This is a genomic window from Pseudoalteromonas sp. PB2-1 (assembly GCF_045040605.1).
Classification (GTDB): domain Bacteria; phylum Pseudomonadota; class Gammaproteobacteria; order Enterobacterales; family Alteromonadaceae; genus Pseudoalteromonas; species Pseudoalteromonas arabiensis.
Genome location: NZ_CP090667.1, coordinates 3,077,768 through 3,099,170 on the forward strand (window position 1 = coordinate 3,077,768; position 21,403 = coordinate 3,099,170).

The following is a 21,403-nucleotide window of genomic DNA, read 5'->3' on the forward strand; positions in this document are numbered from 1 at the left end:
ATTCTTTGCAGCAAACACTCTGTGTTAATATTTTCGGTAAATAACAACACACTAACAAATTTATATGGATATTAACTTAACCCACTACCTATCAACGATGGCCTATAACAGCGCCTATATTGGTTTGTTCATTGCGATTATAGCCGTTGCAAAATTGTCCTATAACCTAGCGACCCCTTATAACACCACCAGCCAATTAACCGACAATGCCAACAGTGCTTTAGGTTTATCCATTGGCGGCTACTTAGGTGCGATTACTATTATTTATGGTTTTGTGTTAGCAGGGCCTAGTCAAGGTCTACTGAGCGATTTAATGAATGTATCACTTTACAGCGTATTAGGTATGGTGCTACTTACTTGCTCACGCATTTTGAATGACAAGTTACTACTGCGCTTATTCTGCAATGAAGCACAATTAATCAACCAACAAAACGAGGCGGTTGGCCTAGTACAAGCGGCTAACTATATGGCCGCAGCACTGATTATTGGTGGCGCATTAACAGGCGAAGGAACGTGGTTATCAGCCATCGTATTCTATTTACTTGGGCAACTGATGCTGATCATTTTTGCCAAAGGCTATGATCGCCTAACAAGTTTCAACCTTCATGAGCAACTCGAAAAAGGCAATAAAGCCGTCGCACTTAGCTTTTCTGCCACTATGTTGGCATTAGCTATAATCTTATGCCATGCGCTGATTGGTGGCTTCCACAGCTGGCAACAAAGCCTGAGTTTATTCTTTATTGACGCATTATTTGGCTTTTTAATTTTACCAATTGTGCGCTACCTCGTTGATAAAATTATCTTTAGTAAAATCTCCCTCGACCAAGCAATGCACGACAACAACACTGCGGTGGCGGTTATTGAAAGTAGCATTGCAGTGTGTGTTGCTGTAATCATTACCATCGCTATTTGAGCTTATTTATGGAGTAACGGATGAACATCTATAAGCTTTGTATTATCGCTGCCATCACATTTTTGGCCTGCTTAATAATACGTTCAGACCTACAGACGCCCCTAATCAGTGGCCAAGATGGTAATTTTAAAGACTACGATGGACAAGACAAAGCCTACCTATTTACAGTGCCTGAAGATGGCCAAATGATGCGTTTAGAAATAACAGGTAGCCTGCCTTTAAATTCATGGAAAGCCATTGATATGGAAATTTTTGACCCTGAAGGCAACTATCTATTTAGTTATTCTGATGAGCTATGGGCTGAATCAGGGCGTGATTCTGAAGGTGAATGGCGAGAATATAAGAGCAGGGCTTATCATGATGTGCACTTCCCTAAAAAAGGCCAATATAGTGCATATGTGAGCAGTAGCTTTGGCCCCAGTAATAGCGCTAAGCATTTCAATTATACATTTCGCATCATTCCAATCAAAGGCAACATCAGCTTCATCGACCCTCTACTTTGGATCACTGGCATAATAACAGGCTTCTCTTTCATTGTTATTTTCCATCGACTTGGCGCAAAGAGAAAAAACTCTGAACTTACTTATAAACCAATCAACACGTTAAGCCCAGAGGCTATGAAAGCAATGGAAACCCATATCCCAGCTTGGCCAATTGCATTGTTGTTTTTCGTGCCTGTGCTAGTTGCATCTTTGTTGGCTTATAGCAAAGGCGATGATGAGCACGATTGGCAAGTTTATTCATATCACCACTTCAATATAAACGTTGATAAACAATTACGTGAGCAAAGTATCGGCAGCGCAGGTTTCCGTTCATGAGGCGGCCCAGGTGGTAAGTAAGTCAATTCGCGAAAGCCACATTTTACTGTTTAGTATTTTTGTCGCCGGTCTTTGCTCTATAATTTATGAATTATTAATTGCGACCACTGGCGCCTATTTTTTAGGTGATAGCATCACCCAATTTTCCCTGACAATTGGCGTGTATATGGCGGCAATGGGGGTTGGCTCTTATTTTTCTCGCTTCGTGCCTGATAAGCCATTGCTGGTTTATTTTATCGGTTTTGAGTTACTACTAGCATTACTAGGTGGCTTGAGTGTGCCATTACTATACTTCGCTTATGCGTATGGCTTACCACTACAAGCGATTAGTATTTTACTCACCACCTTAATAGGTATTTTAATTGGTTTAGAAATTCCACTGTTAAGTCGCTTAATGGAAAAGCACTATGCGCTAAAAGCAAACCTTGCCAATGTACTATCAATTGACTACTTTGGTGCCCTGCTCGCAACTTTACTATTCCCTTTTCTATTTTTACCTTGGCTGGGGGTATTTAAAACAGCCTTAAGCTTTGGCCTAATGAACTTAAGTATTGCGCTGTTATTGCTGTGGTACTTTATTGACCATATCAGCACTCATCGTCGACAGGTGCTAAGGTTCACGCTCATTTTAGTTAGTCTCATATTGGTGCTTTGTTTATTTGCTAGTAAACAACTCACCCACCTTTGGCAAAGCCAAATCTATGATGATCGTGTGGTACACTCAGAGCAAACGCCTTATCAACAAATTGTTCTGACTCGCCATAAAGATGATATTCGGCTTTATTTAAATGGTGGCTTACAATTTTCATCGATTGATGAATATCGCTATCACGAAGCGCTTATTCATCCAGCTATGGTGCGCCATGGCAACGCAAAACGAATTCTAATTTTAGGCGGTGGTGACGGCTTAGCAGCTAGAGAGCTTTTGAAGTACCCGCAACTAGAGTCTATTACCCTTGTCGATTTAGACCCTGCTGTTGCCAAGCTTGCAAGGACTAATCACAATTTAACAACCCTTAATCAACAGTCGCTAAATGATCCAAAGGTTAAAGTTATTCACCAAGATGCCTATGTGTTTATTGAGCAAGGCAAGCAACTGTTCGATATCATTTTTATTGATTTACCTGACCCTAAGGCGATTAACTTAGCACGACTCTACAGCAAACAATTTTACCAATTAGTAAAAGCTAGCTTGCCTGACAATGGCATTGTTGTGACCCAAGCAACGAGCCCGTTTTTTGCGAAGCAGGCATTTTGGTCTATCAACAATACGCTCAATGCAGCAGGCTTCGCCCATACTTTGCCTTATCATTTGAACGTACCGTCTTTTGGTGAATGGGGCTTTGTCATGGCGTGTAACCTGATGTGTAGTAACCACCAGTTATTGCCTGTTAACACTCGCTTTTATCGTCCAGAAAATGATGCTCAACTGTTTATTTTCACCCCCGATATTAGCGCTAACAATGAAAAAGTATCGACGCTTGATGAGCCTAATGTGCTCCACTATTACTTGCAAGGTTGGAAATATTGGAACTAACCGAATGGATTAGCCTATTTAGGGAGTTTACAAAGTAAAGGATTACCGTTACAAAGAGAGTTAATAACAACAAAAGCAAGGTTTGTAATGCAGGCGCACAAACAGAGCCTTATGTACTTACATATTGCAGTGCTACTATTCGGTGGCACCGCATTGTTTGCCAAATTGGTCAGCCTAAGTGCATTAGATATTACCGTTTATAGGACAGCGATTGCAGGCTGTGCCTTGCTGATTTTACTCACAATTCAACACAAAGCCATTAAGCTTCATTCTCGCCGTGATTACCTAATAGCCTTGTTACTTGGCATCACGGTTGGAGTTCATTGGCTCACCTACTTTGCTGGTATGCAATTGGCAGGGATTGCAGTGGGTATGATTGCCTTTTTTACTTACCCTGTGATTACGGTATTTTTAGAGCCTTTTTTTCATGGCAGCAAACCGCAACTCAAAGATATAGCAAGTGCCTTGGTGGTGATGTTGGGTATTTACTTACTCATTCCTGATGCCAGCTTAGGAAATGATGTGACTCTAGGGATTGCCATTGGTATTTTGTCAGCGTGTTTTTTTGCTTTTAGAAATATTGTGCATAAGCGTTACTTTAGCCAATATGGCGGCCCACAAACCATGCTTTATCAAACTTGGATCGCGTGTATTATGTTATGCGCGTTTGTCGAAGTACCACCATTACAAGTTGATACAATAAATTGGCTGCTATTAATTACCGTAGGGGTTATTTTTACAGCAGCACCGCATTCACTGTTTGCAGCAAGCTTAAAACATTTATCCGCTTCAACCGCTGGTTTAATATCTTGTTTGCAACCTTTATACGGTACGTTTTTCGCTTTTTTAATTTTGCATGAGCAACCTACAATTAGCACACTTATTGGTGGTACATTAGTGATTAGTGCCGCTTTTTATGAAACATGGTCAGTGACTCGGAAACATAAGCAATGATGAAAGTATTCGCTCACAGAGGTGCCAGTGGTACCTATCCAGAAAATACCAAAAGCGCCATTATTGCCGCAGTAGATTTGGCAGTAGATGGTATCGAAATTGACGTACAGAGCTGCCTTGATGATTACATGATCATTCACGACACTTGGCTCGATCGCACAACCTCTGGTCGCGGTAAAGTAAATGCCTGCACAAAAGAGCACATTCAACAATATGATGCAGGTAACGGAGAAGTTGTTCCCTGTCTGCAAGATGCCATTGACTGGGTAGAAGATAAAACGCTTTTAAACCTTGAACTAAAACACACTTTTTCTTTAGATAAGTTTGTTGAGATGGTAGAGTCAAATATTAGTATTGGAAAAATATCAAGAGATAATATTTTGGTATCATCTTTTGATCATCATCAACTCATGTGGCTCAAACAAAAGTTACCATGGGTAAAAATTGGCGCTCTTACGGCTTCAATTCCAATCAATTACAGTGAATTTGCTCAAAAACTGCATGCCTACAGCATTCATATAGATAAAAACTTTATAAACCATGAATTTGTTGCAGATGCAAAACAACGAGGCCTTCAAGTTTATGCTTACACGGTCGATAAAGTAGAAGATATTGAATTAATGTTAAGTTATGGCGTGGATGGTATTTTTACCAATTTCCCCTGTCATACACAAATGACACTTCAATCACTGTAACTCAGCAAGAGTAAGCTATACTGTTGAATTGAGTGGCATTGAACAAGACTAAGAAACGTCCAAATGAATCAACACAACACCTTAATGAGTAGCTATATGCGCATGTATAATTTTATCGAACAGACTTTCTTTTACACCTTAACGCGTAAAATTGTCGGTAATTTAGGATTCGTGTTTGCATTCCAGGCGATCACTTTAATCTGGCTTTACAATAGCCTTTCAGAGCAACAAGCAAGCATGAGCTTGTTTTGGTTAATGGCACTTATCATCGTCGCGAGCTTTATTTTTACGATTTTCTATATGCGTTTTTTAATTGTACGCCCAGTCCAAGCCATGCGTGACACACTAGCGCACATTAACCGCCATGATGCTGATTTATCTGCTAAGTTACCACACTTCACATTTGATGAATTCAGAGATCTCAGCGAACAATACAATACCTTTACGGCACACTTAGGTGAGCTACTTGCGACAACTTATCAAAGTGCGCAAGCCAGTGCTGACAGCAGTTCAAAGATGACTCAATCAATGCAACAGACAGCAGAGATTAGCCATCAGCAGATTAAATTTAGCCATACAATTACTGATTCAAGTAACCAAATTACTTCAAGCTTAGAACATATTTCGGCTAACACAGACAGTGTACATACGATTAATAGTGAGCATCTGGCATTTGTAAAAAATTCAGCTACAGAGCTCTCTGCACTTGTAAATAAGGTTGCGATGATTAGCCAGATTTTAGCTAACTTCTCAGCGACTATTTCAGGTTTAAAAGAAAACAGTGAAAATATTCGCGCTATTTTAAAAATGGTTGAAGAGTTTTCCGATCAAACTAATTTACTTGCATTAAATGCAGCCATTGAAGCGGCACGCGCTGGCGAAGCTGGACGAGGCTTTGCTGTGGTTGCAGATGAAGTGAGAACACTTTCAGTAAAAGTGAATGATGCGACTCGTCAAATAAGTGACTTCATTAATCAAATGAATACATTAGTTAATGAAACAAACAAAGAGTCTGAGCAGTTAATTAGTCATTCTAGCGATGCAGAAACAGCGATCAGTGATACCTCTGCAGGGTTTAGTAATATGCTTGGCGAATTTGAGCAAAATCAGCAGCAATTACAACAAATAGTCAGTGCAGTACATTTACTGGAACAAACACAAACACAAACTCATCAAAGTGTTGAACAAATTGTGACATTAGGTGAACAAGCGAAACAGCAAATAGATGAGTCACTGGCTGATTGTGAGCAATCACATTTACTAAGTCAACAAACACTACAACAATTAAAACGCTTTGTTTAAGGTCTGTTTTAGCTCTTTTGTTTTAACTATTTATGGTAAAGTAGCCACTTCTTGGCTACTTTTTTATTGACTGTGACAACTCCTACTACCGATTACCAACAACTCGCTTTGCAAATTAAACAATGGGGTAAAGACCTTGGTTTTGCCGAAGTGGGGATCACCGATATCGATCTCACTAAGCATGAAACACAGCTTCAGCGCTGGCTAGATAAAGGTTATCATGGTGAGATGGAGTACATGGCTGCCCATGGTATGAAGCGTGCTCGCCCTGCTGAATTAGTCCCCGGCACACAAAGAGTCATTTCAGTTAAAATGAATTACCTGCCCCCCGATGCCAGCTTTGCAAAAAACTTAAAGCAAACAAACAAAGCGTACATCAGCCGCTATGCCTTGGGTCGGGACTACCATAAGCTACTTCGTAATCGCCTAAAAAAGCTCGGCCAAAAGATTGAGCAGCATGTTGGCGAGCTAGGGTTTCGCCCATTTGTCGACTCTGCGCCAGTACTTGAAAGGCAACTTGCTGAAAAAGCAGGCTTAGGTTGGCGAGGTAAGCATAGTTTGTTAATCAATAAAGAGGCGGGCTCTTGGTTTTTTTTAGGTGAGTTATTTGTTGATATTCCACTGCCTATCGATGAGGAAAACACCTTTGAAGGCTGTGGTAAATGTGTCGCTTGCATGACATTATGCCCTACAGGCGCGATTGTAGAGCCTTATGTAGTGGATGCTCGTAAATGTATTTCATACTTAACAATCGAGCTACAGGGTGCGATCCCTGAAGAGTACCGTCCTTTACTCGGTAATCGGGTTTACGGCTGTGACGATTGCCAGCTCGTCTGCCCTTGGAATCGTTATGGTCAAATAACGGATGAAGCTGATTTTCACCCGCGAAAGCAATTAAAAGATCAAGACCTGTTAACTCTTTTTGCTTGGGATGAAGCAACCTTTCTTAAAAATACCGAAGGCAGTCCTATCCGACGAATAGGCCACCAGCGATGGCAGAGAAATCTCGCTGTAGGCTTAGGTAATGCTGAATATAACGAAGAAATAGTGGCAACATTAAGCGATGCGCTTAAAAGCGCAACTTCACTTGTAAAAGAGCATATTGAATGGGCGCTTGATCAACAGACCCATAAGCGCCAACAACAGTTACGTAAAACAGCGCGACTAATTCGTATTGTAGAAAAAGGCTTACCACGAGACGCCTAGTACGTTACGTCATAAATGTTAGCTTTTCAGTAACAAGGATAAATCTGCTTCAATTTCTTTAAATGCCGCTTTAACACCTTGTACTGACTCTTCACGTGCAACTGAGTTTTGAATCGTTTCATCAACTTTTTGATAAATGAAAACCTCTTGGTCTTCATCAAGGCCCATTGTTGGTATTCGCTGTTCAAGGTCTTCCTGTAGTTGTTTAAAAACAGCTTCATTATTGAGACGGTTCTCATTTAATAGCTCAATCAAACCACGAAACTTACTATGTACTTTACCCACCGCGTCATTTAATTGCTGTTGCTGACGAATAAGCTCTTTTTTAGTAATAATCGCTTTAAGCTGTTGCTCGGTAACACTCACCAAAAAACAAATATGATCTCGAATTCGGCCATGCTTATCAGGGTCTTGTTCAGGCATATTGAGAATCAATAAACTGATCATTTCATAGTTCACTAAAATGCGGCTCGAAAACTCATGTAAGCGGCCTTTATTTTTTAGCATTTCAAACAGTTCAACCACAATAGGTGAGCATATCCCTGTTACAGAAAAATGCTCTACCCCCGAATCAAGACGAAACTCAACATTGCTTTGTAAATCAAATGAGCTTAAACAGTGGAGCAATGCCTTTCCTAGCTCTTGTTCATTATCAATAGAACCAATATGTTCAATATAATTAACAATTTGCCCCATCTCACTGCTATTTGCCATCGCGTTAAACGCTGTCGATGTTGCATCCTCGACTTGTTGTTCTAAGGACTCTTTTTCAATCAGTACTTGGTGTAGATGCTGAAGCTTCAGTTTTAATTCTTCATGCCCAAATGGCTTCACAATATAATCTTCGGCACCAACAGAATACCCTTCCATACGCTCTTCAACTGTGCCTCTTGCCGACACAAACATAACAATAATATTTGCTGTGTTTGGATTTTCTTTAAGCTTTCGGCATACCTCATAGCCACTCATTTGCGGCATACTCACATCAAGTAAAATAACTTGTGGGTCAAACTCTTCAACTACAGCTAAGCATTCTGGACCACTATTAACCATTTTTAATTCAAAATCGAGCTCTTCTAAGATCTCTTCAATGATCTCTAAATTAAAAGGCTCATCATCAACTGCTAAAATTCGTTTTAAGGCCATCTCACCCTCTTCCATTTTAAATTAAGCTTCATAATTACTTTGCACTCGCTCTTCATTTGTTAAATGCTGAGGAAAGTCAATTTCTAAAGGTAGGGTCACTAAAATAGTGGCACCACCGTATTCGTTGTTACTTGCCACAATAGTGCCTTGATGTAGCAAAACAAACTCACGGCAAATTGCTAAACCGAGTCCGGTGCCTCCTGCACCGCTATTGGTTTTACTGCTTTGTTCGAACTTTGCGAATACTTTTTCTAATTCGTCGTCAGGTATACCTATACCACGATCAACAACTGCAATTTCAGCCGATCCATTGCTTAGCGCCAGCTTTATGTCTATATCGCTATTGGGCTCACTAAATTTAAGCGCATTGCCAAGTAAGTTACGCATAATTTGGTTAATTTGTTCTTCATCACACTCAATGGTGATGTTTGTATTAGGCGCAATTAATTTAATGGTGATATTACGTTCAAGTGCTGTACCCGAGACATCATCAATACTGGTTTTTATGATATTCATCAGGCTATGCTTCTGCGGGTTAAAAGGAAATTTACCAACATCAAGCTTAGATAAGTCAAGCAAGTTATTGAGTAAAGAAAGTAACCGTTCACCACTTTGCTCTATTCGTGATAAATACTTATTAAGCTTCTCTTTACTGAGGTCATCATTGGCTACTTTTTCTAAGCCAAACCGTGCGAAGCTAAGAATAGAATGCATAGGTGTTCTAAGCTCGTGAGACATATTAGCTAAAAACTCTGACTTACTGTGATTGGCAGCTTCAGCGACATTTTTTGCGTGCTCTAACTGGGCTGTGCGTGCTTTAACTTCTTCTTCTAGGGTATCTTTTGCTTCAAGAAGTAGCTCTTCTTTCTCTTTCAGGTGCGTAACATTTTTAAAGATGACAGCAAGTGCTATTTCACCGTGATGGTCAATTTCATTGAACGAGCCCACCAATGGAACCGATGCACCATTTTCCTTCAGTACCTTTAAATCACAACTAAATTGACGATTTTTATTAAGTGTACTGACCTTGTCTTTTATACGTGTAGTCGAAGCTAAGTCAAAAAAGTCATACACCGAGCAATTTTCAAACTCTTTTAACGATTTCTCAAATAATGACTCACAGGCATCATTGGCCTCAATAATTTTACCGTTACGATCAAATAGAATGATCGCATCGGGGGTGTGCTTAAAAATAACACGTAATAAGCTGTCTTTTTCGATTAATGCATCAACCGTGTTTTGTAGACGCTCTACCAACTCTGCATTGTGGCGTTTTAACAATTCAGTTTGCCAAAGCTTATGGACCGATTGCAGCAAGCTATTGTCATCTATTGGCTTAATTAAAACATCTTCAACACCTTGACGAATGGCTGCAACCATAGAGACTTGATCGGGCTTAGAGGTATAAAGTAAACAACGGCAATTAGGTTGCAATGTTTTGAATTTATTAAATAGCTCAAGACCTGTACCATCTTCAAAGGTAAAGTCACTAATTAATAAATCAATTGCATGCTGGTTCACTAACTCTACCGCTGAGAATATATTTTCTGCGGTGAAGGTTTTAATATGTGCACCTTTTAAATTGTGCGCGATCGTATTTAATCGCTCAGGGCAGTGATCAACAAGTAAAACCGTAGGAAGTTTTAAGATATTATCGGAATCAAGTTCAAGCACGCCTTCTAATAGAGCGCTGATCTCTTTGTTGGCAAAGAAAGGGTATATGACCACCGCATTAGGTAGTAAGCGATTAATTTCACTAAAGTGCTCAAGTAAATCACTGCGCTGTGCTTTAGGTGCCAAAAGTAAAAGATGCTCTTGAGAAAATACCCCCATTAGCTTTTTGATAGTATCTGTTGGTACACCGTGTGAAGCAGCAACAAGGTCAAATTGCTGCGCTAAAACAGCATTATCAACCATTGAAAAGTGTATCAGCTCAACCCTACACCCTATGAGCTCTAGTAACACCTTTACTCGCATTGCTAAAACACTATTACTATCAACAATTAATATCTTTCGCACTTTACGCTACGCCCAATTAATCATATTACTTAATTAGCGTAGTCGAAAAAAATCGATGCAGCACAATTTACACCGTATTTTTTTATTAGTTTATGAACAAACTATGAATCTAAATGTTTTCCCAAAATAGTTAAGCTGTAAGGTTTTCCATCCATAATTGCCACACTTGGCAATTCACCCCATACTTTATAATTAAATAGATTAAATAACTTAATACTCGGTAGGTTATGACTAAAAATAAATGCTAAAAGTACTTTTATTTTAAGTGTGCTTGCATGGGTCTCCGCGAATGTCAGCAATCGTTTACCTAGCCCTTTTCCTTGTGCACTTGCGGTAATATAAATGCTCACTTCAACAGTTCCATCGTAAGCGGGCCGTCCGTAAAAAGACTTGTAACTTATCCATGCTAAAACCTTTCCTTCTTGTTCATATACAAAAATAGGCCGATTAATAGAATGGGATAAAAACCATGCTTCTTTATCTGTAACAGTTACCTCTTCGGTATCGGCTGTTACCATACGTCCTGGGATTGTTTCATTGTAGATTGCGACGATTGCCGCTAAATCATCATAGGTTGCTGTACGAATAGTCATAAAACGAATATTTGGTGATCACTTTTGCGCATATTAGCGTATATTCGATTGGAAAAACTAGCAGGAAATAACCATGTATAAATTTGCTTTGTTACTTAGTGCAACTCTTCTAACCACTCAGGTTGCAGCTCAAACGCCCGCATCATCAAACACAACACAAGCACAATGTGATGATTTCACTAATGTTGAATTACGGAAGCTTCGTTCCAAAGAAACGATAAACCTATGCCAATTTAAAAATAAACCACTGCTAATCGTTAATACCGCAAGCAACTGTGGTTTTACCCCGCAGTTTGAAGGCTTAGAAGCACTAAACAAAGAATATAAAGACCAAGGCTTAGTTATATTGGGTTTTCCATCTGATGATTTTTTCCAAGAAGAAGATGATGAAAAAGAGACTGCCGATGTATGTTTCATAAACTATGGGGTCACTTTCAACATGTTCGCTACCAGTGAAGTGAGAGGCAGCGGCGCAAACCCTGTATTCCAGCATTTAAATAAGGTAACTAGCTCACCCAACTGGAATTTTTATAAATATCTTGTTTCCGCCGACAGAAAAACAGTGACGCGCTTTAACAGCAAAACCAAACCGCAGTCAGAGAAATTGCGCAAAGCTATAGAAACAGCGCTAGCTACACAATAAATTTAATTGTTCGTTCGTTAAATATTGAACTAGACTATTCATTTAATTCACAAAAACACACATTGTGGGGAGTAATTATGGCAGTAGCCAGCGCGAGGCATATCTTAGTAGACAGTGAAGCACACTGTTTAGACTTAAAACAGCAAATAGAACAAGGTGCAGACTTTGCAGATCTTGCACGAGCTCACTCAAATTGCCCATCAGGCCAAGATGGCGGTGCATTAGGTGAGTTTGGACCCGGTATGATGGTGCCAGAATTCGATAAAGTGGTATTCTCTGCTCCAGTAAACCAAGTACAAGGCCCAGTTCAGACTCAGTTCGGTTATCACTTACTTGAAGTCACCAGCCGTACAGATTGATACAAATACCAACAAATGAGCCGCTCACAGCGGCTTTTTTTTCGACAGGAGATCGTCATGGAATTACTCGGTTCAACAACCTCCCCCTTTGTGAGACGTATTCGAATATGGGCTGATTTAAATGGACTTGCTTTAGTATTTAAAAATTTAGATATATTTTCTGAGCAAGATAGGCAAACGATGATAACTCATAGCCCCGCAAGAAAAATTCCTATTCTTATTGATAATGGTTTTAGCCTATCCGATTCAAATTCGATTATTCGCTACCTACTCGAAAAAAACAATCAACCACTGTTGAGTTGGCGACAAGAGAATTTTCTTACCATCATTAATGCCTGTAATGACTCATTAGTAGAAATGCTTCTGTGTCAACGCTCAGGATTCGACACACACTGACACACTGTTTTTTAATTTACAGAATGAACGAATTGCTGAAACATTAGCCTATTTAAATAATCATTTATCTGAGCCAGTATTTAAAAGCTGTGAATACCTCAACATCAGTTTATACTGCTTGCTAGATTGGATCCGCTTCCGCGAATTAACTGATTTTAGCCAACTAGAAAATTTAGTTGGCTTTTACCATCAATTCGCCGATCAAGCGGCGGTACAACAAACAGATCCACGAAAATAAAGGTAAGGGTTAGGCAAATGAGCGATATCGAAATTGAATCAGAATTAGTAAGCTTCGTTGAAAAAGTTCGTCTCAACGAAACGATGTGGGCACTGGGTGCTGAAGATGGTGGTTTTGTTGTCTGTGAATCAAACCAATTTAGTGACACTGATGTCCTATTACTTTGGGGCACCGAAGATGCTGCAAAGGCGCAATGCAAAGACGAATGGCAAGACTATACGCCAGTTGAAATTGGCCTTGATGAGTTTCTTGATGAATGGGTTGAAGATCTAAACGAAGATGATGCACTGGTTGGTTTAAACTGGAATGATGACCAAGTATGTGTAGAAATTGAGCCTGTAGGACTTGCAAAAGCACTTTGTGATTAATTTTATCACGACACTATGCTCTATGTCGTAGTGTCGTTAGGCTGGAAACTAAACGTTGTTCAGGTATACTCCTTAAAGCGTCTTTATTATCAAGGTATTAGGTTGAAGTCCCATCTCGGTCGCCGGCCCTTTTCGGCCATGGAATTACATACCCTGTATAACGGTTACATCTACAGTGACCAACGTCTTCCTCGTGAGCAAGCAAAGCATTGGCACTTTTGGCTGCCTTTGTTCGCTTATTACACCGGTGCCTACAGCGATGAAATTGGTCATTTAACTCTTGATAACATTGTCACGTGTGATGGTGTTCGCTGCTTTGATTTTCACACTCATGGCAAGATAAAACCACGCTATGTGCCCATCCACAATGCACTACTTAATGCTGGACTTGATCAGTACTTAGACTTTTTAAGCGAACAAAACCAACAACGGCTGATGTTTGATTTACCTGCTAAATCAGGCCGCTATAGCGAAAAAGTACGCATTTGGTTTTCCGGTGAAGGTGAACGTGCTGGTTATTTACAAAAATGCGCTATTCCCAATGTTGACCAACAAGGAATGAAAACGGCGATTAGTAGCTTACGGCTCAACTTTGAACAACAAATTCGTATTCATGCACTGCAAGCAAACAGCAAAGATGCCTTTAACTACTTACTTGGTTTTAAAGATTTCAATGAGCAACGTTTTACGGATATGCCACTATTGAACACCGTGCTACAAAATGTGCGACAAATCAACCCGCAACTGCATTGGCAACGTTTCATCGACCGCCATCATTAGCTGACAAACTTTGTTACTAACTATTTATTACTGTTCAAATTAAAACCTGATAGCATGGTATTTCGCCCCTCATAGCAGGTGCCTTTCTAACAACAAAAAATCAGGGATACTTATGTTCTTAAAAAGCCTATTAACAGTGAGTGTTGCACTTGCTGTTAGCTCAGCCCACGCCAATGAATATGTTATCGAAAAGCTTGCCAAGCCTAGCTCACAACAAGTAAAACTTACGCTTGATCCTGCAAAAGACAATTTTTCCGGTCATACCGACATTGCCCTTGAAGTACTTAAAGCAACGAATTATATCGAACTAAACGGTATTGATTACGCTGTGAGTATGGCCAAGATTTTAGGTGCAGAGAACTGCGACCTTAGTGCTGAAATGCTAAAAACAGGTAAAGTTAAATTCACCTGTGATGAAAAAATTCAGCCTGGTAAATACACTTTAAAAATTGATTTTACAGCGCCTTACAACCGTCAAAGTGTCGGTTTATATAAAACGCTTGATCAGGGTACGCCTTACCTATTTACTCAATTTGAAATGAGCGATGCCCGTCGTGCATTCCCTGTATTTGACGAGCCTAGCTATAAAATTCCATTCCAGCTAACAATCACAGCGCCCACATCTCAAAAAGTGTATGCCAACACACCAGTATTAAAAACCAAAGTTGATGGCGAGATGACAACGCACTTTTTTGATAAAACGCCGCCTATTCCTTCTTACTTAGTCGCAATGGCTGTGGGCCCATTTGAAGAGCTTGAAATTAAAGGCATGCCAATTCCTGGCCGCGTACTGACGCCGCAAGGTAAAATTCATCTTGCTGATTACGCAAAAGAAAATATGCCACGCGTATTAAAAGCACTGGAAGATTACTTTGGCATCCCTTACGTTTATAAAAAACTTGATTCAGTTGCAGTACCAGAATTCCCATTTGGCGCGATGGAAAATGCAGGCCTTGTTACTTACCGTGAAGATATTCTTCTAGTCGACCTTGCCACTGCAACACGTAGTAAAAAAGAGCGCAATGTATCAATCATTGCCCATGAATTAGCTCACCAATGGTACGGTAACCTAGTCACCATGAAATGGTGGAATGACTTATGGTTAAACGAAGCGTTTGCAAGCTGGATGGCTGCGAAAATCACCGCACAAATCAACCCTGAGTTTGAGTCACACTTAGACTTACCACAAAACCATGTAATGGCACTCGATGCACGCTTAAGTACTAAGCCTATACGTAAGCCTATAAAAACCGAAGCTGACATCATGGATGGCCTTGGCCTTGCTTACAGTAAAGGCAGTGCGGTGCTTTCAATGGTGGAGAACTGGATTGGTGAAGAGGCATTCCAGCAAGGTATTCAAGCTTACTTGAAGAAGTTCTCATATAAAAATGCAGAAGCGGCAGACCTTTGGCAAGCATTAGGCGAAGCCTCGAATAAAGACGTTGCAAGTGTATTAAAATCGTTTATTGAACAATCATCTTTCCCACTAATCAAAGTAACCCAAGACGGAAAGAAAATTAATATTAGCCAAAGCCGCTTTGTGAATGCCGGTGTTGATGCGCCAGCACAACTTTGGAATGTTCCGGTGGCAATTAAATATGGTGCAGGCGATAAAGTTGAAACAGCGAATATATTGCTGAACAAAGAGACACAACAGCTAACCCTCGATTTTGAACCAGAGTGGATTTATCCAGATCAAGGCGCCATGGGTTATTACCGCTGGCTATTAGATGACGCACAGTTTAGTGCCCTACTCGACAACGCAGCGGATAAGCTAACCGTGCGAGAGCGCCTAGCGCTTCTTTCGGCGGTAGACTCTCTATTAGATGCAGGCGTTATTTCCGCTGCAAATCTAATGCAAACTCTTGAAGCATTCGTAAGCGATGCGCACCCGCTTGTTGCTAATACAGCCCTTGGTTATTTAGCGTCGCAAAAACGTGTCTTTGAAGATGACAGCAACCGTGATTTATGGCCGAAATTTATCCGTAACAGCATTGCACCGGCGGCGAAGCAATACGGCCTAACAGCAAAAGCAAATGAAGATGCTGCTGTATCACAATTACGCGCACAGGTTATTAGCCGTTTAGGTTTTGATGGCGAAGATCAAAAAGTGATTGATACAGCAAAAGCACAAGCAGCGCTTTATTTGAATAACCCTGAAAATGTTGACCCATATTTAGCTTCAACCTACCTAAATTTGGCAGCCTATCACGGCGATGCAAAGCTCCTTGAAAAGTACAAGCAAACCTTTAAAACAACCAAAGATCCGCAAGTACGTACTAAAATGCTAGCTGCGATGGGGTATTTCGGAAAGCCTGAGCTACAAAAAGCGGTATTAGATTATAGCCTAACAGATGAAGTAACAGCCTCAGATATGCGTACTTTATTAGGTGGCCTAAGTTATGGTAAAGAACGCCAAGCGTTGTTCATTGATTGGATCTACAAAAATTACGATGCTATCACTAAGAGCTTACCGCCGTTCTTTATACCAAACTTGCCATTCTTCACAACCGCAAACTGTGATGCGAAAAGTTTAGAAAAAACCAAAACCTTCTTTACTGATAAAATCTCTGAACAACCTGGCTATGCTCGCACTTTGAGTAAGTTAGAGGAAGGAGTGAATGATTGTATCGCACTGAAGAAACGTGAGCTAAGCTCAGTGAATAGTTTTCTTAAACGCTAACAACCAGCCACATTAGATTAGGGCCACATCTGTGGCCCTTTTCATTGTGCTAAAATAGCACTTAACCGCTTAATAAATAATTCAACGGCTTGGGTGGTTGTCACTTTAAAAGCAACACCATAATGAATGGGCTGAGCACTTTTATAAATCCGCGTAGGGAAGCGTGTCATTTCACTACTATGAAAGTAGTCTTTAACTCTAGAGATACCTTCCAAAGCTTCAAAATCAGCGCTAAACACTTCAAAAGCAGGCCTTATAATTAATTTAGCCTGACCACTTTGCTCATGCACATAAAACGCCTCTTTGGAGTGAGCAAGCATGAACTCGTTAATATTTTTTATTTTAAAATTACTACGACAGCCTAATTTTATAAGCTGTTCACTAAGTTGTGCTGCGGATAAAGACAAGTGCGCGCCTTGTTAAAAATGTTCAATAATAAACACAGTACAGTAATCTATTGAAAATCGTTACTTATTTATTGCACACAAATGCAAGCTTACTATTATGATAACTTAATCGTGTAATTGAGGTTTCACAATAACGACCTAAATCAAGCCACTGCGACACCCCCCCTGCATCATTCAAGTCACGTTTATAAATACGGCTTTGAACCGCATACGCCACTGTGTTGTGATTCACTAATGTAAAATCTTGTACTGCGTCAGGTAGTCGGAATAAATCGGCAACTTCATTCGTCTTAGCTGAAAAGCGTGCCAACCAATGCTGGTTATCTTTTTTATAACTAAACAAAAAGCTGTTTGTGTGTTTATCAAAAATAAGTGTACGACCTATATCACCGGCAATAATTTGAGGATTAGCAGCAGCGAGTGATGTGTATTGTAAGGTATGTGGTTCGCCTAAAATAAACATAACAAGATCATTGTCGGCTCCCCATGCATGGTAGCCAACAGGCTCAATCCATTCAAAAATACGACTTGCTTGTTGGTCTGATTTTAGAGGGTATTGCCACAATTTTTGCTTACCATCCTTTTCCACTACGATGGCTGATAAAGCCTGTTTGTCAGGCATTAAAGTAGGTGAATATTCACTAACAGGAGAATTTGTTAGGTTAGAGGCACTTTGACTGGCAAAATCAAAATAGTACAAGTCAGTTTGTGATTGCCCCTGCTCAGCAATTACTTCATGGGTATAATAAACACCTTGGTCAATCAAAAATGGTTGATTGTTATAGCTTGTATCATCGGTAATACGAGACACCTTCATGCCATAAGGTGTATCAAGATCCGCTAATAATATTTCGCTTTTCGGCATCGCAGCATCCACTGCAGTTGATAAAAATGTACTTGTCAGCGCAAAAAATAAAGGCGAAATTAATTTCATGTTGCTCTCTAGTTTTAATTCTTATTCGCTCATGATAGCGTTATTTAATTGGCCAGTCACTTGACCTTACTATACTCGACCTTTATAACTAAGGCGTGTTTGTTTTTTGTTACTTTAACTGAGTGCTTGAGCAAATAACACGACTTCACTAATAACGAGAACAATTATGTCAGCTAAACACCCAATTATCGCAATTACCGGCTCATCTGGTGCAGGCACAACCACCACCACGAATGCCATTAAGCATATCTTTAGAAGCTTAAATATTGATGCGGCCTTTATTGAGGGTGATAGCTTTCATCGTTATACGCGTCCTGAAATGGATAAAAAAGTTCGTGAAGCACAGCAAGAGGGCAAGCACATAAGCTATTTTGGTCGTGAAGCTAACGACTTTGGTGCACTCGAAGAATTATTCTACCAATATGGTGAAACTGGCCAAGGAAAAATTAGACGCTACTTGCACACTTTTGATGAAGCCGTGCCTTACAACCAGTTGCCTGGAACCTTTACTCCTTGGCAAGACCTAGAAGCCAATACCGATATCCTCTTTTATGAAGGCTTACATGGTGGTGCAGTTGATCAAGACCATGATGTAGCCAAGCATGTTGATTTGCTTATTGGCATGGTGCCTATCATCAACCTTGAATGGATCCAAAAACTAATCCGTGATACCTCAGAGCGAGGCCACTCTCGCGAGGCTGTCATGGGCTCAATTGTGCGCAGTATGGACGACTACATCAACCACATTACGCCACAATTCTCACGTACTCATATTAACTTCCAGCGCGTGCCAACGGTTGATACTTCAAATCCATTTAGCGCTAAAGATATTCCGTCACTAGACGAAAGCTTTGTTGTTATCCGTTTTCGTGGCATTGAAGATGTAGATTTTCCATATTATCTACGCATGATTGAAGGTAGTTTTATGTCACGTATAAACACCCTAGTTGTACCAGGTGGGAAAATGGGCTTAGCGATGGAACTTGTTTTAACACCGCTAATCAAAGACATCATTTTGAAAAAACGTGCACTGGAAAATTTAGCCCCAGTTGACTTGCCGATTTAAATCACTCGGGTACACTGCTGACTCAACCAACAATGATGGAGTCGTCAGCTTGAAAGAAATATTACGTGTTATTGTCGGTTCAAAGAACCCTGTTAAAATTAATGCAGCTAAACATGTCTTTAGCCTTTACTTCCCAGACCATATCATTGAATGCAAAGGTGAACACGCCCCTTCCGATGTGCCTGATCAGCCATTGGGGGAAGATGAGACCCGTATAGGTGCTGAAAACCGCGTAAAATACTGCCAAACTCACTTTAACGCTGACTTTTATGCAGCAATGGAAGGTGGCGCAGAACAGTTTAGTTATGGTGCAGCAACCTTTGCATATGTAGTTATTGCAAATAAACAACAATTTAGTGTTGGTCGCAGTAGTAACCTCCCCTTACCGCAACCTTTTTACGATGCCTTATTGGCCGGTAAAGAACTGGGTGATGTCATGGATGAGGCATTCAATACAGTTAATATCAAACAACAAGGGGGCGCTATTGGCTTATTAACCAATCACCTTGCTACCCGCGAAAGCACCTATATACAAGCGCTTACACTCGCAATGGCGCCATTTTTACACCCGAGCTTATTTAATCAGTAGTTAGGATAACCATGAAGTATAGCCACGTATTATTCGATGCCGATGAAACCCTATTCAGTTTTAATGCATTTGAAGGGTTAAAGGTGATGTTCGCCAATTATGGCGTAAAATTTACTGATGCAGACTATCAGCATTACCAAGCCACTAATAAACCTCTTTGGATTGCCTATCAAAAGCATGAGATCACTGCCAGTGAGCTACAAATAACCCGTTTTACCCAGTGGGCTAACAAGCTCAATGTTCCCGCTAAAACTCTTAACGATGGCTTTTTAGATGCGATGGCATCAATTTGTGTGCCACTGCCTGGTGCTGTTGAGTTGTTGGCAAAGTTAAAGCCACATGCAAAGCTGGGCATTATTACTAATGGCTTTGCTAAATTACAGCAAAAACGCCTAGAGCATACAGGTTTACAAGATATGTTTGATTGGCTCGTTATTTCAGAGTTAATAGGTAAAGCAAAGCCTGCTCCTGAAATTTTTCAGCACACGTTTCAATTAATGGGCAATCCGCCAAAAGAGCAAATCTTAATGGTTGGTGATACAGCAGCCAGCGATATTTTAGGGGGTTATAATGTGGGTATCGATACTTGCTGGTTGCAACACCCAGGTGTTCTATTACCTGAAGATATTAAACCAACTTATCAAATCAACCAGTTAGTAGAGCTTGAAGCTATTCTTGGATTATAAACAAGGCAAAAAAAATGACGCTAAAAGCGTCATTTTTTATAACTGTAATATGCTTGCGATTAAGCTGTCGCTACTTCTAGGCCTGGTGCAGGCATAGTCACTGGGGTCTCAAATGTTGCCCATTCCCATGCTGACTCAGTCGCCATAATTTTACGAAGTAGTTTATTGTTTAAATCATGACCTGATTTATAAGCCGTGATTTTACCTAGAATGTTGTGGCCAGTCATAAACATGTCGCCGACACAGTCTAAGATTTTATGTTTAACAAACTCATCGCTATAACGTAAGCCGTTTGGATTTAGTACTTTAAAGTCATCCAAAACAACTGCGTTATCCATGCTACCACCTAATGCTAGGTTATTAGCATGCATATACTCGATATCTTTCATAAAGCCAAAAGTACGTGCACGGCTGATTTCTTCAGTGAAGCTTTGCGTAGTAATATCTAAACCGATACGTTGACGGCTTTCATTGATTGCTGGGTGATCAAACGCAATTTCAAAGTCGATGTGAAAACCATCATAGGGTTCTATTTCAGCCCATTTATCGCCTTCTTCAATACGTACTTTTTCTTTAATACGAATAAAGCGCTTAGCTGCATTTACTTCTTTAATGCCGCCTTTTTGTAACAAGTAAATAAATGGTAATGCACTACCATCCATAATCGGCACTTCTGAGCTATCTAATTCAACAATTAGATTATCAATCCCCATTGCCGCAACGGCAGCAATAAGGTGCTCAGTCGTTGATAAACGAACACCATCTTTGTTTGTTAAACAGGTACACAATTGCGTATCGCCAACGGCTTCAGGTGTTGTTTCAAAATCAACAACCGGGTCAAGGTCCACACGACGAAATACAATCCCAGTATTTGCGCTCGCAGGTCGGAGAGTAATAGTGACCTTCTCACCTTTATGAAGTCCAATTCCTATGGCTTTGACTACTTCTGCAATCGTACGCTGTTTAATCATAGGTTCGCTCACTTATAGTTACAGTTAGACGGCGGATTGTATCATAAATACACTCAACTGCCAAATTTGTTTACTTTTCAGGCAAAGTACCATAAAAAAA

21 protein-coding genes and 1 pseudogene are annotated in these 21,403 nt (G+C 40.2%); 16 read left to right on the forward strand and 6 right to left on the reverse strand.

All coding sequences use genetic code 11. The features are described 5' to 3' along the window. Positions 1-64 precede the first annotated feature (64 nt). From L0Z67_RS14315 to queG, 7 genes are all read left to right on the forward strand, one after another. Positions 65-913: a DUF350 domain-containing protein gene (locus L0Z67_RS14315; RefSeq protein WP_228074320.1), complete on the forward strand. Its 849-nt coding sequence runs from the start codon at positions 65-67 to the stop codon at positions 911-913. 20 nt (positions 914-933) lie between these two features. Continuing rightward, on the forward strand, positions 934-1,731 hold the full coding sequence (locus L0Z67_RS14320; RefSeq protein ID WP_405128176.1) for a hypothetical protein: 798 nt from the start codon (positions 934-936) through the stop codon (positions 1,729-1,731). Positions 1,732-1,741: 10 nt separating this feature from the next. Then, positions 1,742-3,268, forward strand: a complete 1,527-nt coding sequence (locus L0Z67_RS14325; RefSeq protein ID WP_237114454.1) for a polyamine aminopropyltransferase — start codon at positions 1,742-1,744, stop codon at positions 3,266-3,268. Positions 3,269-3,355: 87 nt separating this feature from the next. Next, positions 3,356-4,222, forward strand: a complete 867-nt coding sequence (locus L0Z67_RS14330; protein WP_193987811.1) for a DMT family transporter — start codon at positions 3,356-3,358, stop codon at positions 4,220-4,222. Next, positions 4,219-4,917 (forward strand): glycerophosphodiester phosphodiesterase family protein, encoded by a 699-nt coding sequence (locus tag L0Z67_RS14335; protein ID WP_193987812.1) that lies wholly within the window; start codon positions 4,219-4,221, stop codon positions 4,915-4,917. Before L0Z67_RS14330 ends, L0Z67_RS14335 begins: the two co-directional genes overlap by 4 nt. A gap of 84 nt (positions 4,918-5,001) precedes the next feature. Beyond that, complete coding sequence (locus L0Z67_RS14340; protein ID WP_062568820.1) at positions 5,002-6,219, forward strand: methyl-accepting chemotaxis protein; 1,218 nt, start codon at positions 5,002-5,004, stop codon at positions 6,217-6,219. A gap of 72 nt (positions 6,220-6,291) precedes the next feature. Further along, positions 6,292-7,425 carry a tRNA epoxyqueuosine(34) reductase QueG gene (gene queG, locus L0Z67_RS14345; RefSeq protein WP_062568819.1) on the forward strand — a complete coding sequence of 378 codons (1,134 nt, stop codon included), beginning with the start codon at positions 6,292-6,294 and terminating at the stop codon, positions 7,423-7,425. 18 nt (positions 7,426-7,443) lie between these two features. Here the strand turns inward: queG and L0Z67_RS14350 are convergent, their stop codons facing one another. From L0Z67_RS14350 to L0Z67_RS14360, 3 genes are all read right to left on the reverse strand, one after another. Next, complete coding sequence (locus tag L0Z67_RS14350; protein WP_062568818.1) at positions 7,444-8,571, reverse strand: PleD family two-component system response regulator; 1,128 nt, start codon at positions 8,569-8,571, stop codon at positions 7,444-7,446. Between the two features lie 21 nt (positions 8,572-8,592). Further along, positions 8,593-10,548 carry an ATP-binding protein gene (locus L0Z67_RS14355; RefSeq protein WP_062568817.1) on the reverse strand — a complete coding sequence of 652 codons (1,956 nt, stop codon included), beginning with the start codon at positions 10,546-10,548 and terminating at the stop codon, positions 8,593-8,595. Between the two features lie 143 nt (positions 10,549-10,691). Next, positions 10,692-11,183, reverse strand: a complete 492-nt coding sequence (locus tag L0Z67_RS14360) for a GNAT family N-acetyltransferase (protein ID WP_062568636.1) — start codon at positions 11,181-11,183, stop codon at positions 10,692-10,694. Between the two features lie 73 nt (positions 11,184-11,256). Between L0Z67_RS14360 and L0Z67_RS14365 the strand changes: the two genes are divergently transcribed. The 6 genes and pseudogenes from L0Z67_RS14365 to L0Z67_RS14390 all read left to right on the forward strand — a co-directional run bounded on the left by L0Z67_RS14365 (position 11,257) and on the right by L0Z67_RS14390 (position 16,650). Beyond that, positions 11,257-11,826 carry a glutathione peroxidase gene (locus L0Z67_RS14365; protein WP_062568635.1) on the forward strand — a complete coding sequence of 190 codons (570 nt, stop codon included), beginning with the start codon at positions 11,257-11,259 and terminating at the stop codon, positions 11,824-11,826. 77 nt (positions 11,827-11,903) lie between these two features. Continuing rightward, positions 11,904-12,185, forward strand: a complete 282-nt coding sequence (locus L0Z67_RS14370) for a peptidylprolyl isomerase (protein WP_062568634.1) — start codon at positions 11,904-11,906, stop codon at positions 12,183-12,185. A gap of 57 nt (positions 12,186-12,242) precedes the next feature. Then, a pseudogene (locus L0Z67_RS14375) lies at positions 12,243-12,819 on the forward strand (glutathione S-transferase family protein). Between the two features lie 17 nt (positions 12,820-12,836). Next, complete coding sequence (locus tag L0Z67_RS14380; protein ID WP_062568632.1) at positions 12,837-13,187, forward strand: DUF2750 domain-containing protein; 351 nt, start codon at positions 12,837-12,839, stop codon at positions 13,185-13,187. A 102-nt stretch (positions 13,188-13,289) separates the two neighbouring features. Continuing rightward, the gene (locus L0Z67_RS14385; protein WP_062568631.1) at positions 13,290-13,967 is read left to right on the forward strand and encodes a hypothetical protein; all 678 of its coding nucleotides are present in this window, start codon (positions 13,290-13,292) and stop codon (positions 13,965-13,967) included. Positions 13,968-14,079: 112 nt separating this feature from the next. Then, complete coding sequence (locus tag L0Z67_RS14390) at positions 14,080-16,650, forward strand: M1 family metallopeptidase (protein WP_237114461.1); 2,571 nt, start codon at positions 14,080-14,082, stop codon at positions 16,648-16,650. A 41-nt stretch (positions 16,651-16,691) separates the two neighbouring features. Here the strand turns inward: L0Z67_RS14390 and L0Z67_RS14395 are convergent, their stop codons facing one another. Both L0Z67_RS14395 and L0Z67_RS14400 read right to left on the reverse strand, forming a co-directional pair. Further along, the gene (locus L0Z67_RS14395; RefSeq protein ID WP_062568629.1) at positions 16,692-17,057 is read right to left on the reverse strand and encodes a hypothetical protein; all 366 of its coding nucleotides are present in this window, start codon (positions 17,055-17,057) and stop codon (positions 16,692-16,694) included. A 64-nt stretch (positions 17,058-17,121) separates the two neighbouring features. Next, on the reverse strand, positions 17,122-17,991 hold the full coding sequence (locus L0Z67_RS14400) for a hypothetical protein (RefSeq protein WP_405128177.1): 870 nt from the start codon (positions 17,989-17,991) through the stop codon (positions 17,122-17,124). A 166-nt stretch (positions 17,992-18,157) separates the two neighbouring features. Here L0Z67_RS14400 and L0Z67_RS14405 point away from each other — a divergent pair, with 166 nt between their 5' ends. From L0Z67_RS14405 to yjjG, 3 genes are read left to right on the forward strand one after another with little or no spacing between them, the layout of a single operon-like run. Then, the gene (locus L0Z67_RS14405) at positions 18,158-19,057 is read left to right on the forward strand and encodes a phosphoribulokinase (RefSeq protein WP_062568627.1); all 900 of its coding nucleotides are present in this window, start codon (positions 18,158-18,160) and stop codon (positions 19,055-19,057) included. A 49-nt stretch (positions 19,058-19,106) separates the two neighbouring features. Then, complete coding sequence (yjjX, locus tag L0Z67_RS14410; protein WP_062568626.1) at positions 19,107-19,646, forward strand: inosine/xanthosine triphosphatase; 540 nt, start codon at positions 19,107-19,109, stop codon at positions 19,644-19,646. 11 nt (positions 19,647-19,657) lie between these two features. Next, positions 19,658-20,332 (forward strand): pyrimidine 5'-nucleotidase, encoded by a 675-nt coding sequence (yjjG, locus tag L0Z67_RS14415; protein WP_405128178.1) that lies wholly within the window; start codon positions 19,658-19,660, stop codon positions 20,330-20,332. Positions 20,333-20,391: 59 nt separating this feature from the next. On the opposite strand, the gene lpxC is transcribed toward yjjG, so the two are convergent. Further along, positions 20,392-21,303, reverse strand: a complete 912-nt coding sequence (gene lpxC, locus L0Z67_RS14420; RefSeq protein ID WP_062568624.1) for a UDP-3-O-acyl-N-acetylglucosamine deacetylase — start codon at positions 21,301-21,303, stop codon at positions 20,392-20,394. Positions 21,304-21,403: the final 100 nt, after the last annotated feature.

Coding starts and splice junctions, on each gene's coding strand:
- L0Z67_RS14315 (WP_228074320.1), top strand. CDS start 65: ATGGATATTAACTTAACCCACTACCTATCAACGATGGCCTATAACAGC.
- L0Z67_RS14320 (WP_405128176.1), top strand. CDS start 934: ATGAACATCTATAAGCTTTGTATTATCGCTGCCATCACATTTTTGGCC.
- L0Z67_RS14330 (WP_193987811.1), top strand. CDS start 3,356: ATGCAGGCGCACAAACAGAGCCTTATGTACTTACATATTGCAGTGCTA.
- L0Z67_RS14335 (WP_193987812.1), top strand. CDS start 4,219: ATGATGAAAGTATTCGCTCACAGAGGTGCCAGTGGTACCTATCCAGAA.
- L0Z67_RS14340 (WP_062568820.1), top strand. CDS start 5,002: ATGAGTAGCTATATGCGCATGTATAATTTTATCGAACAGACTTTCTTT.
- L0Z67_RS14350 (WP_062568818.1), bottom strand. CDS start 8,571: ATGGCCTTAAAACGAATTTTAGCAGTTGATGATGAGCCTTTTAATTTA.
- L0Z67_RS14355 (WP_062568817.1), bottom strand. CDS start 10,548: ATGCGAGTAAAGGTGTTACTAGAGCTCATAGGGTGTAGGGTTGAGCTG.
- L0Z67_RS14360 (WP_062568636.1), bottom strand. CDS start 11,183: ATGACTATTCGTACAGCAACCTATGATGATTTAGCGGCAATCGTCGCA.
- L0Z67_RS14365 (WP_062568635.1), top strand. CDS start 11,257: ATGTATAAATTTGCTTTGTTACTTAGTGCAACTCTTCTAACCACTCAG.
- L0Z67_RS14370 (WP_062568634.1), top strand. CDS start 11,904: ATGGCAGTAGCCAGCGCGAGGCATATCTTAGTAGACAGTGAAGCACAC.
- L0Z67_RS14380 (WP_062568632.1), top strand. CDS start 12,837: ATGAGCGATATCGAAATTGAATCAGAATTAGTAAGCTTCGTTGAAAAA.
- L0Z67_RS14390 (WP_237114461.1), top strand. CDS start 14,080: ATGTTCTTAAAAAGCCTATTAACAGTGAGTGTTGCACTTGCTGTTAGC.
- L0Z67_RS14400 (WP_405128177.1), bottom strand. CDS start 17,991: ATGAAATTAATTTCGCCTTTATTTTTTGCGCTGACAAGTACATTTTTA.
- L0Z67_RS14405 (WP_062568627.1), top strand. CDS start 18,158: ATGTCAGCTAAACACCCAATTATCGCAATTACCGGCTCATCTGGTGCA.
- yjjG (WP_405128178.1), top strand. CDS start 19,658: ATGAAGTATAGCCACGTATTATTCGATGCCGATGAAACCCTATTCAGT.
- lpxC (WP_062568624.1), bottom strand. CDS start 21,303: ATGATTAAACAGCGTACGATTGCAGAAGTAGTCAAAGCCATAGGAATT.